We start from the raw sequence: 13,196 nt of genomic DNA on the forward strand, positions 1-13,196 counted from the left end.
GCTTCTCGTCCATCCTTTATGGGACTCTCACAGAGGGCACGGAGTACACGGAGAAAAGATTTTTCCTCCGTGACCTCTGTGTCCTCTGTGAGAGATTCCAATCAGTTCATCCCGTGATGATCGCGCGGCGGTCCGGGTCGGCGGGCGGCAGCAGCGGGTCGCGGGGGGCGCGCTGCGGGCGCTGGTAGTAGGTGCCGTCGGTCCCCAGCTCCCACGCGCGCGGGTGCTCCAGCTGCGAACGCAGGATCTCGTCCAGCCGCGCGCGGTGATCGGGATCGCGCACGGGCGCGGCCACCTCCACGCGGCGGACGAGGTTGCGCGTGCGCCAGTCCGCCGAGCCGAGGTAGTACTCGGGATCGCCGCCGTTGGCGAAGCGGAAGATGCGCGCGTGCTCCAGGTAGCGCCCCAGCACGCTGACCACGCGGATGCTCTGCGAGAGCCCCGCCACCCCCGGCCGCAGCGCGCACAATCCGCGCACGACCAGGTCGATCCGCACCCCCGCCTGCGACGCGCGGTACAGCGCCGCGATGATCTCCCGGTCCGCCAGCCCGTTGACCTTGGCCACGACGTGCCCGCCGCGCCCCGCGCGTGCGTGCTCCGCCTCGCGGTCGATCATCTCCACGAAGCGCCGCTGCATGGTGTGCGGCGCGGCCAGGAGGAGGCGGTACTGCGGCTCGCCCCCGGCGCCGGTGAGCATGTTGAAGAGCTCCGACACCTCGCCCGTGATCCCCGGGTCCGCCGTCAGCAGCCCCAGGTCGGTGTACGCGGCGGCCGTCGTCGCATTCAGGTTCCCCGTCCCCACGTACGCGTAGCGCCGCACGCCGCCCGTCTCGCGGCGCACCACGAGCGCCACTTTCGCGTGCACCTTGAGCCCCGGCAGCCCGTAGACCACGTGGATGCCGGACGAGCGCAGGTGGCGCGCCCACTGGATGTTGCGCTCCTCGTCGAAGCGCGCGGTCAGCTCCACCAGCGCCACCACCTGCTTCCCGCGCGAGCTGGCGCGCCGCAGCGCCTCCACGATCCGCGACTTCCGGTTCGTGCGGTACAGGGCGAGCTTGATCGCCACCACGTCCGGGTCTTCCGCCGCCTCGAGGACGAAGCGCTCGACCGTCGCCTCGAACGAGTCGCGGGGGAACTCCACCAGCACCTCGCGCTCGCGCAGCACGTCGACGATGGGGACGTCGTCGTCCAGCGGCTCGCGCGGCTCCTCGGGCGGCCAGTGCGCGCCGCCGATCTCCGCCTGCGCCAGCTCGCGCAGGCCGCGCAGGTCGATCAACCCCTCCACCTCGTACACGTCCTCGTCGCCCAGCGGCCAGGCGCGGTCGGGCGCCTCGTGCCGCAGCTCGCGCAGCAGCGTCTCGCGCAGGCGGCCGGGCATCGCATCCTCCACCTCCACGCGCACGACGGGGCGGAAGCGCCGGCGCCGCACCTCTTCCTCCACCGCGGTCAGGAGATCGGCGAGCTGCGCGGGCTCCAGGTTCAGCTCGGCGCTGCGGGTGACGCGGAAAGTGGAGGCGGAATCGACCTCCATCCCCGGGTAGAGGCGGTGGAGGTTCTCGATGATGACGGTCTCCAGCGGCACGAAGCGCCCGCCCTCGGGAAGGGGGACGAAGCGCGGCAGTCCGTCCGGGAGCTCCACCACGCCCAGGCGCTCGCCGCCGGTCAGCGGCTCGCGCAGGATGGCGACCAGCGCCGGCCGCTGGTTGCGGATGTGCGGGAAGGGGTGCCCGGGCCCGGCGGCCAGCGGGGTGAGCAGCGCGTGCACCTCGGCGTCGTACCAGTCGCGCAGCCAGGCGCGCTCGTCGCGCTCCAGCCCGCTGCGGCGCACCACGTCGATCCCCCGCTCGCGGAGCTCCGGGAGCAGCGTGTCGAACAGGAGCCGGTACGCCGCGTCGGTGAGGCGCCGCGCGCGGGTGCCGACGGCGTCGAGCTGCTCGCGCGGGTGGGTGCCGTCGAGCCCGGGCTTCTCCATGCCCGTGGCCACCTGCTCCTTGTAGCCCGCCACGCGCACGCGGAAGAACTCGTCCAGGTTGCCGCCGAAAATGGAGAGGAAGCGCACCCGCTCCAGCAGCGGCACCTCGGCGTCGCCCGCCAGCTCCAGCACGCGGCGGTTAAAGGCGAGGACGGAGAGCTCGGGGTTGAGCAGCGTTCCCGGCGGCAGCGCGCCCTGGTCGAGCGAACCCGGCGGGGGGACGTACGCGGGGATGGCGCGCAGCGGCGCCGTGGCGGCCGCGCCCGTATCCCATTCCGCGCGCAGGGGATGGACGGGGAGCCCCGAGCGCGCGAGCACGTGCAGCGCCGAGAGCGTGGCCGCGTCGCGCAGCGCGGGCGACCCCGCCGCCTCGATCACCTCGTCGGCGGGAAGGTGGACGAGCCCCGCCGCGCCCGGCGCGTACGCCACCTCCTCCGCGATCCACACCTCGGTCGCGGGGTGGCGGGTGGAGCCGGGGCCGGTCCCCGCCAGACGGATGCGGCCGGTGGCGCCCAGCTCGCGGCGGAGCACGCGCCGAGCCGCCTCCAGCCCCGTCCCCGGACCGGCGGGGATCTGCAGCACGCCCTCGCGGTTCAGCATCGCCACGCGCCCGGCGTCATACGCGACCACGGCCACGCGGCGGGCGGAGCGGACGGTCTCTTCCAGCCAGTCGACCTCCGTCTCCTCCAGCGAGCGCGACCAGCGACGCAGCGGGTCGCCGGTCAGCAGCGTCAGCCCGAACGCCGTCTCCAGCGCGCGGGCGGCGGCGCGCCCGGCCTGGGTGTCTTCCGCCAGCCGCACCTCCACCTCGGCCAGCTCGGCGCTGACGTCGCGGTCGCGCACGGTACGCTCGTCGCACGCGATCTCCATCTCCACCGCCTCGCCACCCTCGCCGGCGGCGGCCTCGCGGACGCGGCGGCGCGTCTCCACCTCCAGCCACGGAGCGAGGAGGGCGGGATCGACGAGCGCGCGGAGGAGGCGGGCGGGCTCGCTGTCGCCGGCGAAGAGGGTCTGGGGATCGGAGGCGATGGTCGTGGCCGCGGCGCTCTCGGGGAGATGGTCCTCGGAGCCGCGCACCTCCACCGCCAGCGTCAGCTCGCCGCCGGGGTGATGGCGCACGCCGACGGTGGCGCCGCGGCGGCGCAACTCGCCCTCGGGGGTGTCGAAGTAGACGTCGCGGAACAGCTCGAGCGATGCGTCGCCCGCGCGGATGCCGGCGGGAAGCGCGCCCGCGGCGATGCGGTCCAGCGCCTCGCGTCCGGGCGCGGCGAAGCGGACCACCAGCCCCTCGGCGTGCGGGATCCCCGCCGGGAAGCGCGGCCGCCACGGCGGTCCGGCGAAGCGTCGCGAGGCGGGGTTCAAGTCCTGAGTCCTAAGTCCTAAGTCCTAAGTGCTGAGTGCAGACACCAAGCCCAGGCGTTTGGTTGATGCTCCCGCGTCGATACTCGGATGACGTCATCCTGAGGCCGGCCAGACCGAAGCCGCGGCCGCACCGTAGGCCGCAGGCCGAAGGATCTATAACCGCGTCCGCACGTGATCCCGTAAGTCGCACCAGCACTGCCTCCCAATTTGTTCAAAGTCCCGATCCCGGCTCCAAAGAACCTCGACAGATGCCCCCGGCAGGAATCCACTTAGGACTTAGGACTTAGGACTTAGGACTTAGGACTTAGGACTTTACCACTCAGCACCCAGCACTTCCCCTAGAACGGCATCCCCAGCGTCACGTAGAACGAGTCCCGCTCGCCCCGCGCCCAGGTCGCCGACACCGCCCGCTTCCGGTCGAGGAAGGTGAAGAACAGGCCGCCGCCGTATGCCGTGTGCCATCCCCCGGGCGATTCGCCGCGGTACCAGACGCGGCCCGCGTCGCCCAGCGCCAGCACCCCCAGGTCGCCTCGCACGATCAGCTTCGCCCGCGTCACCACCTGCCGTAGCTCCGCGCTTCCGAACGCCGACGCGTCGCCCGCGAAGCGCTGCGAGCGGAAGCCGCGCAGCGTGGCCCCGCCGCCCAGGAACGCCGAGTACTGGAAGGGGAAGCCGCCCCACACCCGCTCGCCCCCCGCGCGCAGCGCCAGCGTCGGCCCGCCGCCGCCCGCGGAGAGGTACGTCGTCCCCACCGCCCGCGCGCGGCCGAACGCCTCCGCGTCGTGGAAGGCGACGGGGAAGCCCGTCCCCCACGTCTCCAGCGTCCACCCGCTGCGCGGATAGGCGGTGGAATCCGTCCGCTCGAACACCAGCCCCGCGCGCCCGCCCACGATGGCGAAGTCCGAGGCGCCGCGCGGGCGTCCGATGGCCACGGGCGTCCCCGCGTCGATCTCGGGGTCGGTAAAGCGGCCGGTCAGCTCGCCCACCACCCACGCGCCGCGGCCGATCCCCCGCCAGAACGCGGCGTTTCCCAGCAGCTGGTGCTCGAACACGCGGAAGCGGTCGTTGTCCACCTCGCTGCCGATGTGCGTGTCGTTGCCGAAGCCGGGAAAGCGGCTGGCCTCCATCTCCGACACGCGGGCCAGCAGCAGCGTCCGGTCCATCGGCCGGCCCACATAGCGGAAGTCGCCCAGGTACTCGGCCCCGAACCGCCCGTGCTCCACCGCCCACATGAATCGCACCTGCTGCCGCATCGCGTACGGCGTGCGCCGGAAGCCGTAGCGCATCCACTGCGGGCCGATGCCGACGAACGGACCGACGCCCGCCGGCCGCCACCCGAACGAGGGCGAGAAGGCGCTCGCCGAGCCGCCCCAGTCGCGCGGGGGAAGCGTGCCGCCGCCGGGCTCCCACTTCTCCTGCTTCCACTCCTTCTCGTCCACCCGCGTGTGCGGCCGGCGGGTGTAGCGGTTCTCACCTTCGGCGTCGTAGAACGCGGTGCGGCGGCCGGTGCGGCTCTCGTCGCGCAGGTCGTCGTCGCCGCGGCCGCCGATCACCCGCACGATCAGCTGCTCGGGGCCGCTCCCGACCACCCGCGCCTGGTCGTTGCCGCCGTGGAGGAACACGCGCACCTCGCGCGATTCCACCCAGCTGAACCAGCGGCGGTAGATGGGCGTGCCGCCGCCCGCGGGGGTGATGGTGACCCACGCGTTCCCGTCGGGCAGCCGCTCGATCGCCGCGACATCGTCGTGGTCGGTGGCGTGCGCCTGGGGCTCGCGCGCGATGATGCCGTAGAAGTCCAGCGACGCGCGCCACAGGTCGTCGCGCCGGGCCTTGAGGATGCGCACCAGCTCCGCGCCGCGCAGCCGGCGGTACTCCGGGGGAAGCGCGGCCACCGCCGCCTCCAGCGCCGCGTCGGTGAGGCGGGACTGCACCTCGCGCGTCACCGCCTCCCAGCTGGCCCGGTCGACGCCGCCCAGGAGGCGATGGTCGAGCGGCGACGCGTTCAGCAGCAGCGACCGCAGCTCGATGTGCTCGCCGAAGCGCCCGGTGTTCCAGACGACCACGTGGGCGAGCTGGAGCCCCACCCCGTCGTAGTCCACGAAGGTGTAGTCGCGGTCGCGGGGGACGGCGCGCCAGAGGTGGACGCCGCCGGGCTGGTCGAAGCGCGCCCACAGGTACTGGTCGCCGTGACGGTCCCAGTCGTTGATCAGGAAGTCCACCAGCCGCACGGCCAGGTACCCCCGGTCGTCCAGCCGCTCGGTGGGCGCGCTCTCCAGGATCTCCAGGAACTCGTCGGTGTTCTCGATCCGCGCCGCGCCGGCCAGGCCGGGAAGCAGGGTGCGGCCGGCCTCCGGGCGCTCCTCCATCGTCCCCAGCATCCCCGCGAACTCCTGGCGGAACTCGCCCAGGCGCGGGTCGTCGGGCATGCGGTAGATGGCCTCGGTGAGGTACGGCACCCCGGCCGCGTCCTCGATGGCGTGCGCCGCGATCCCGCCCGCGGGGATCAGCGACGACACCTGGTCCTGGATGATCCAGGAGACGAGGGTGCCCTGCAGGTCCTTCGACAGCGAGGTGGCGGGATACTTGTCGACCGAGCGGAAGGCGTACTCGCGCCCGTCGGCGCCGCGGAAGCGCAGCGAGCGCGTCTGGTTCCCCCCGCCCTTCCGCGTCGGCGTCAGCCCCCCCGCGAAGGTGGAGAGGTCGAGCACGGGCACCGCCACCGGCTCCGTCCACAGGTCGCGGTACGACGAGCCGAGCACGAAGCGGTGCAGCGATCCCGCCTCGTAGCGCGTCCCCGCGGTGACGACGGACGTGTCGCGGCGCTGCGACGCGAGCGCCGCGGGCTGAACGAGCCACGCGGCGGCGAGGGAGAGCGAGAGACGGCGAAGGCTCACGGACGCGCTCCCGCGGGCGGCGGCGCGGGAGCCGGCGGCGGCGAGGGTGGCCGCGTGGGCCCCGACGGCTCGGCCGGGTGCGGCACCGCGGGCGGCTCCTGCGAGGTCGGCACCAGCGGCGGCGTGTCGAGCCAGGCCGAGTAGTCCTCGCGGAACGTGCCATCCGCGTTGACCACGCGGTACGCCATCCGCACGCGCCCGTCGCGCAGGAAGGCCAGCGTCACCCACCCGCTGGCACGGCTGGCGTACAGCGTTCCAGCGATCACCCGCGTGGGCGTGGAGTGGTTGTAGATCCCCGCTCCGCTCACGATCAGGTAGCTCGCCGGCGCGCCCCGCGGCTTCAGCAGCTGCAGGTTGTGCTCGTGCCCCGCCGCGTGCACCAGCGGCGGGTGCGCGCGGTAGGCGCGGGTGAGGGCGGCGATCATGGTGCGGTACTCGCGCCCGCTCACGTCCTGCCGCGCGAAGATCCCCGCCTGCCGCGCCCACGGGTGGAAGGGGAAGAGGTACGTGGGCCAGTCGAAGTAGCCGCCGTGCTGCCCGCCGGAGACGAGCGGGTGGTGGCTGACCACCACGGTGCGCCGCGTCCCCGCGTTCGCCAGGTCCGAGGCCAGCGAGTCGACCACCTCCTGCTCGGTGCGCGCGCGGCACTTGCTGTCGGCGCCGTAGGGGCGCGGGAAGCCTTCCTGCAGCCACCACTGCGTGTCGAGCACGATCAGCCGCAGGTAGTTGCCGAAGTCGAGCGAGACGGGGCCCGGGCAGCCGTTCTCGGGAAGGAAGCGCACCAGACCGCGGCCGCGCGAGTTCACGTAGTGCTCCTCGGCGTTCACCGCCTCGAGTCCGCCCGCCGTTCCGGTGGCCCAGTCGTGGTTGCCGGGGATCATGATCCCCTTCACCCCCTGGTCCACCAGCGGCTTGAGCTGGTCGTTGATGATGCGCTCGTTCTCGCGGCGCTCGGCGGCGGTGCTGTCCACCACCATCCCGCGCGGATAGACGTTGTCGCCCAGGAAGACGACGAACGAGCGCTTCGGGTCGTACGACAGCTCGGTGCGCAGCGCCTTCATCACCGGCTCGCCGCCGGGCGCGGGAAGGCCGGCGTCGCCGATCAGGATCAGGCGCATCTCCACCGTGTCCGTCTCCACCACGCCGGGGATGATGCTGCCGACCCCCTTCAGGTACCGGAAGCACCCGGCCATCCCCAGCATCGCCACGCACGCCAGCGCCGCGGCGATCGCCCGCCTCGATCTCCTCATCCCCATGCCGTTAAGCATCGCCCTGTCGTTCATCGTTCGTGATGCGCTGCTCACCCTGTCATCCCGAGGGAGGCGCCGCACCGCCGCCGCGTCCGCGCCGAGGTCCGGCGCCGGCCGAAGGATCTGCTCGCCCCCGCGAAGATGCCTGCGCGTCGTGCCGGATCACCGGCCGCGGCCGGCAAGATCCTTCGGGCGCGGCCGGCTTCGGTTCAGACGACGATCGCGTGCATCGCGCCCTCGGGATGACACCGGGAAGTGTCTCCGATCATCCCCCACTCCCCATCACCCCTCGCCCTTGCCCTTCTTGCGCTTGCGGCGGCGGGTGCGCATGGGCATGTACTCGGCGGCGTCGACCTGCACGCTCCAGCGCTCGTCCAGCGCGCCCACCAGGTCGGCGGGCGTCACCGACTTCTTCAGTCGCACGAGGTATTCCAGCGTGTGCATCCGCCCGCCGCGGGGAACCACGTCCACCAGACGCCAGTCGCGGGCCATGTCGGCCAGCGCCTCCTGCACCGTCATCCGCGCCAGGTCGGGCTCGGAGCTGTGCACCAGCAGCACGCCGTCGGTGCGCATGTCGCCCTCGTACTGCAGCATGCGCCGGCGCACGGCCCGCTGCTGCGGCGGCTGCTCGGCCACCAGCAGCCCCGGATCGCCCACCGACAGCACGCCCGTGCGCCCGAAGCTGCCGCTGTAGATGGAGCCCACGTTGAACTTCCAGACCGTCAGCACCACGAAGTTGAACGCGAGCGACACGGCCAGCGCCACGTCGAGCGCCTGCACGCCGGCCGACAGGCCGATGGCGATCACCAGGAAGATGTAGACGGCGTCGCGCGGGTCCTTGAGCGTGTTGCGGAAGCGCACCGCCGCCACGATCCCCGCCAGCGAGAAGGCCAGCGCCAGCGAGTTCTTCACCACCAGCGCCGTTCCCGCCACCACGATGGGAAGGATGATGACCGAGGCGACGAGCGCCGGGTCGTAGCGGAAGCGCTTGGTGAGCATGTAGACCCACGCCACCGGCAGCACCAGCATCAGCGCGCCGGCGATCACCAGCAGCGTGGTCAGCACGCGGTGCAGCGCCTCGTCGAGCGACAGCTTGCGCCCGATGTCGGCGGTGATGGGGCCGGCGGTCATCAGCCCGCCCTCGCGCGGCGGCAGCAGCGTGGCGGTGACGAAGGCGTCGCGCACGGTGGGCACGAAGTACACGAGCGCCGTCATCAGCGCGATCAGCAGCAGGTAGTAGATGCCCAGCCGGAGGTAGGGGTGGCTGCGCGCCTCCACGATGCGCTCGAACAGCGTGCGGCGCGGGCCGCGGCTGCGGGGCGTGCGGATGGCGCCGCCCGGCGGGGGCGCGTACGGCCCGTCGGCCGGGGCCGCCAGCAGCGTTTCGGACTCGCCCGGCGGCACCACCGGCTCCGCCGCGTCGTGGTTGTCCCTTGCCATCCCGTACCGGATATCCGTCGAAACGTGGCTCGTGCATGGGCTTGCGCCGCGCTGACACAAGCACGAAGCGCGCCGCGCCGGGAGGCCCTCACCCGAAAAAAGGAAGGGCCGAGACAAAACAGCCGTCTCGGCCCTTCCTTTTTTCGACCTCTCCCAAACCGATGGGAGAGGTAACTGCAAAAGAAATCTAGACTTGCGTTAGTTCTCCCCTCCCCTGTCCCTCCCCCCTCGTGGGGCCTCGTGGGGGAGGGGCCGGGGGTGGGGGGGGAGATCGGCGGCGCTACGCCAACGCCTGCACTCCGCGTCCCAGGCTCTACGCCCCCGGGCACCTCGGCACTCCCGATTGCTGCTGGACGAAGATGAAGGTGCGCTTGACCGTCATCGAGCCGAACACGCCCACGCCGTCGCCGACCACCGTGGAGATGCGGATCTGGCCCGACGGGTTGAAGTTGCCGCCGCGCACGCTGTTGACCCAGTTGAGGTCCACGGCGGCGAGGATGAAGTCCGCCGCCACGCCTTCGGGAAAGCCGTGGGAGATGGCGGCGAGCAGCTCGGTGTCCAGCTCCAGCCGCTCGAACAGGCCGAACTCCGTGGGAAGCACCAGGGTGGTGTCGGTCTCGGAGACGGAAAGGCCGCGCAGCTCCAGCGGCTCGGGCACGTCGAAGCCGCTGTCGCGAAACGCGTTGCGCAGCCCCAGCACGCGCAGGTCGCCCACGTAGCTGGCCGCCCCCGGCGAGCGCGTCCACACCACGTCGAGCGTGCTTTCCGGCGCCAGCGAGCAGGTGCGGAACCGCCCGACCGAGCTCGACATGGGGATCGACGGCACGAAGTCGCCCGGGACGTGCGTCCGCCCGCGGATCACCTCGCCCCGCGGCGTCTCCACGCGCAGGTCGTAGGTGGCGCCGGGGCGGACCCAGCTCGTGTCCGTCCCGCCGCTCGTGTAGCAGCTCCCGTCGACCCGCAGCGAGTCGGAGCGCGCGTACGCCGGGTCCACGCGGAAGCAGTCGCTCGTCCGCTCCACCAGCCGGTGCTCGGCGCCGTCGGGCCCCGTCACCACCACCGTGGCGCCGGGGACGGGGCCGGCGAAGCGTCCCTGGATGGCGCGGTGCAGCAATACCTGCTGCCACGGGAAGTCGGTGCGCAGCACGGCCTCCACCACCACCACGTCGTCGCCGGGCTCGGTGGTCACCTCCGCCAGGTCGCACGAGGCCGCGACCATCGCGAGCGTGGCCGCCGCGGCCGCGCGCTTCATCTCCCGCAGGAACATCGGCATCGCTCCGGGTGCACGCCGTGCTGCCGCAAACGTCATCGACATACTAGATTAGGCCATCGCGGCGACGCCGTATGTCGTCCGCCGCCCTCCCGGTCCCCCCTCCACCGGCCCCCCGCGCATGAACATCACCTCCCCCACCGGCGTTGCGGAAGACGTGCCGCCGCCCGCGACCATCGAGATCCCCAGCCCCATCGTGGGCTCCCTGGACCGCTCGGCCTCGGTGGAAGAGGACGAGTTCATGAGCGACTACCTGTGGGCGGTCAACGGCTACATCAACGACCACGTGCGCTTCTCCGACACCAAGGCCGGCTCGGTGATCGTGCTCTCCGGCGCGCTGCTCAGCCTCCTCTACGGCGGCGGGGTGCAGCGCATGTTCGCCGCGCGGACGTTCGGCGAGTGGACGATCAGCTCGGTGGCGGCGCTGCTGGCGTTCCTCTGCCTGGGCGGGAGCGTGCTGACCGCCGCATGGTCCATGCGCCCGCGGCTGGTGCGCATCCACTCCACGGGCTTCATCTTCTGGGAGGGCGTGCTGGCCCACGGCTCGGCCGACGCGTTCGTGCGCTCGGTGGCCGGCCAGTCGCGCCAGCAGCTGATCGACCACCTGGCCATGCAGATCTACCACGTGAGCCTGGTGTGCAGCCGCAAGTTCCTGTGGGTGGCGCGCTCGATCCTGCTCTGCCTGGCCGGCGCGCTCCTGGCCGCCGCCGTGCTCGTGGCGCGCTGACGCTCACTCCAGAACGATCGACCTCGTGCAGATGGACACGCGATGCGGCTGCGGCATCTGTCCCACCGACACCTACGCGGCGTGATCGAACGCTGAAAACAGCAGGTCTCACGCAGAGCAGCAGAGGCAGCAGAGGAACCGATCCCTTCTCTGCTGCCTCTGCTGCTCTGCGTGAGGCCAATCTTTTTCCTACTCCTCGTCCTCGCCCGTCATCATGCGGCGATAGCTGTCGTAGCGGCCGGGGTCGAGCGCGCCCGACCCGGCGGCGTCGCGGACGGCGCAGCCGGGCTCGTGCACGTGCGTGCAGGTGGGGTAGCGGCAGTTCCCCAGCAGCGGCTCGAACTCGGGGAAGTAGAACTGCAGGTTGTCGCGGTCGATCTCCCACAGCCCCAACTCGCGCAGCCCCGGCGTGTCGGCCACGTAGCCGCCGCACTCCAGCGGGATCAGCTGCGCGGTGACCGTGGTGTGCCGCCCCTTGTTCACCGCCTCGCTGATCTCCGCCACGCGCAGGCCCAGCCCGGGCTGGACGGCGTTGAGGAGACTGCTCTTCCCCACCCCCGACGGCCCGGCGAGCGCGGAGATGCACCCGCAGATGGCCTCGCGCACCGCGTCCGTCCCCACGCCGCGCTTGGCGGCGGTGAACAGGACGTCGTAGCCGGCGGTCACGTAGGGCGCGAAGAGGCGCCGCGCCTCGTCCTCGCCCGACAGGTCGGTCTTGTTGACGACGACCACGGGGCGGATCTCGGCGTCGGCGGCGATCACCAGGAAGCGGTCGAGCATGCGCAGGTGCGGCGCGGGGTTGGCCGCGGCGAACACGATCAGCACCTGGTCGAGGTTGGCGGCGATCACCTTCGGCCGCGGCGCCTTCCCCGGCGCGCGGCGGGCGAGGACGGTGGAGCGGTCGTGCACGCGCTTGATGGCCCACACTGCCTCGTTCCCCGCCTGCTCGCGGTCGAGGTCCACGTGGTCGCCGACGACGACCTTGTCGCCCGAGCGGTCGTCGCGCTTGAGCGTTCCGCGCAGCACCGCCTCGCGCACCCCCTCGCGCGTTTCCACCTCGTACACGCCGCCCTGCGCGCGCAGCACCGTGCCGGTCAGCATGGCACGTGCGAGAGTGCGAGAGTGCGAGAGTGCGAGAGTGCGAGGGTGCGTTGCGGTCCAGCGCACCTTCGCACTTTCGCACTCTCGCACTTCTGTTCCGGGGAACGCGAAGGGCACCCCACCCGGCGGCGGAGTGCCCCTCGATCCATCCCGGCGCGAGCGCTCATGCGGCGGCGAAGGAGGCCAGCGCCTCGCCCATCTCGCCCTCGCGCAGGCGCTTGAGCGCGCGGTCGCGCAGCTGGCGGATGCGCTCGCGGGTCACGCCCAGGATGTCGCCGATCTCCTCGAGCGTGTGCTCGCGCCCGCCCTCGAGGCCGAAGTACAGCTTCAGCACCTTGGCGTCGCGCGGCTGGAGGGTGCCCAGCGCCTTCTCCACCCGCTCGCTCAGCAGCCGCTCCTCCACCTCGTCCTCGGTGACGATGGCCTCTTCGGCGATGAAGCGGTCCATCAGCTGGCTGTCGTCGCTGTCGCCGATGGGCGCGTCGAGCCGGATCTCGGCCGCGTTCAGCGTCTGCAGGCTCTCCACGATCTCCGCGGACAGCCCCGTCGCCTCCGACAGCTCCTGCGGCGTGGGGTCGCGGCGCAGCTCCTGCTTCAGCCGCTCGCGCTCGCGGAAGATCTTGGCCAGGTCGCTGGCGCGGTTCAGCGGCACGCGCACGCTGCGCCCCTGGTTGGCCAGGGCCGACAGGATGGCCTGCCGGATCCACCACACGGCGTAGGAGATGAACTTCACCCCCTGGTCCGGGTCGAACTTCCGGGCGGCCGTCACCAGCCCCACGTTCCCCTCCTGGATCAGGTCCGAGAGCGAGACGCCGCGGTTCTGGTACTTCTTGGCCACGCTGATCACGAAGCGGAGGTTGGCGCGGGTCAGCTCGTTCACCGCGTCCTCGTCGCCGGCGCGCGCGCGGCGGCCCAGCTCGATCTCCTCGGCCGGGGTGAGCAGCTTGTGCGTGCTCACCTCCTTGAGGTACTGGTCGAGCGAGCTCTGGTCCTCGTTCGGCGCGCCGAACTCGGCGTCCAGCCGAGGGGCCGTGCGCTTGCGCTTGCGTGCCGGGGTGCTCTTGCGCGCTGCCGTTGCCATGGGTCTCAGTTCCACCTGATCCGTCTTGCTCGGGATCCCCTGCCGGAGTGCGCCGGCAGGGGGACCGGAAGGGGAGCCGGTCTGCAAAAGGTCTGCCTC

At 72.1% G+C, this 13,196-nt stretch carries 8 protein-coding genes; 1 reads left to right on the top strand and 7 read right to left on the bottom strand.

The window, feature by feature from the left end; all coding sequences use genetic code 11:
- Window positions 1-106: 106 nt before the first annotated feature.
- The 5 genes from ppk1 to VF092_16345 all read right to left on the bottom strand — a co-directional run bounded on the left by ppk1 (window position 107) and on the right by VF092_16345 (window position 10,185).
- The gene (gene ppk1, locus VF092_16325) at window positions 107-3,334 is read right to left on the bottom strand and encodes a polyphosphate kinase 1 (GenBank protein HEX6748866.1); all 3,228 of its coding nucleotides are present in this window, start codon (window positions 3,332-3,334) and stop codon (window positions 107-109) included.
- Window positions 3,335-3,672: 338 nt separating this feature from the next.
- Window positions 3,673-6,228 carry a hypothetical protein gene (locus VF092_16330; protein HEX6748867.1) on the bottom strand — a complete coding sequence of 852 codons (2,556 nt, stop codon included), beginning with the start codon at window positions 6,226-6,228 and terminating at the stop codon, window positions 3,673-3,675.
- Window positions 6,225-7,478: a metallophosphoesterase gene (locus VF092_16335; protein ID HEX6748868.1), complete on the bottom strand. Its 1,254-nt coding sequence runs from the start codon at window positions 7,476-7,478 to the stop codon at window positions 6,225-6,227. Before VF092_16335 ends, VF092_16330 begins: the two co-directional genes overlap by 4 nt.
- Before the next feature lie 282 nt (window positions 7,479-7,760).
- Window positions 7,761-8,918, bottom strand: a complete 1,158-nt coding sequence (locus VF092_16340; GenBank protein HEX6748869.1) for a DUF4956 domain-containing protein — start codon at window positions 8,916-8,918, stop codon at window positions 7,761-7,763.
- Window positions 8,919-9,231: 313 nt separating this feature from the next.
- Complete coding sequence (locus VF092_16345; protein HEX6748870.1) at window positions 9,232-10,185, bottom strand: hypothetical protein; 954 nt, start codon at window positions 10,183-10,185, stop codon at window positions 9,232-9,234.
- 124 nt (window positions 10,186-10,309) lie between these two features.
- On the opposite strand from VF092_16345, the gene VF092_16350 reads away from it, so the two are divergent.
- On the top strand, window positions 10,310-10,915 hold the full coding sequence (locus VF092_16350) for a Pycsar system effector family protein (GenBank protein HEX6748871.1): 606 nt from the start codon (window positions 10,310-10,312) through the stop codon (window positions 10,913-10,915).
- Window positions 10,916-11,104: 189 nt separating this feature from the next.
- Here the strand turns inward: VF092_16350 and rsgA are convergent, their stop codons facing one another.
- Window positions 11,105-12,016 (bottom strand): ribosome small subunit-dependent GTPase A, encoded by a 912-nt coding sequence (gene rsgA, locus VF092_16355; protein HEX6748872.1) that lies wholly within the window; start codon window positions 12,014-12,016, stop codon window positions 11,105-11,107.
- A gap of 163 nt (window positions 12,017-12,179) precedes the next feature.
- A complete protein-coding gene (locus VF092_16360) occupies window positions 12,180-13,097 on the bottom strand; it encodes an RNA polymerase sigma factor RpoD/SigA (GenBank protein HEX6748873.1) in 918 nt (305 codons plus the stop codon).
- Window positions 13,098-13,196: the final 99 nt, after the last annotated feature.

Origin of the sequence: Longimicrobium sp. (genome assembly GCA_036377595.1) — a bacterium.
Lineage (GTDB): Bacteria > Gemmatimonadota > Gemmatimonadetes > Longimicrobiales > Longimicrobiaceae > Longimicrobium.

Excerpts from the sequence above, each read along its gene's own strand:
- rsgA (HEX6748872.1), bottom strand. The coding sequence starts at position 12,016 with ATGCTGACCGGCACGGTGCTGCGCGCGCAGGGCGGCGTGTACGAGGTG.
- VF092_16335 (HEX6748868.1), bottom strand. The coding sequence starts at position 7,478 with ATGAGGAGATCGAGGCGGGCGATCGCCGCGGCGCTGGCGTGCGTGGCG.
- VF092_16340 (HEX6748869.1), bottom strand. The coding sequence starts at position 8,918 with ATGGCAAGGGACAACCACGACGCGGCGGAGCCGGTGGTGCCGCCGGGC.
- VF092_16350 (HEX6748871.1), top strand. The coding sequence starts at position 10,310 with ATGAACATCACCTCCCCCACCGGCGTTGCGGAAGACGTGCCGCCGCCC.
- VF092_16345 (HEX6748870.1), bottom strand. The coding sequence starts at position 10,185 with ATGTTCCTGCGGGAGATGAAGCGCGCGGCCGCGGCGGCCACGCTCGCG.
- VF092_16360 (HEX6748873.1), bottom strand. The coding sequence starts at position 13,097 with ATGGCAACGGCAGCGCGCAAGAGCACCCCGGCACGCAAGCGCAAGCGC.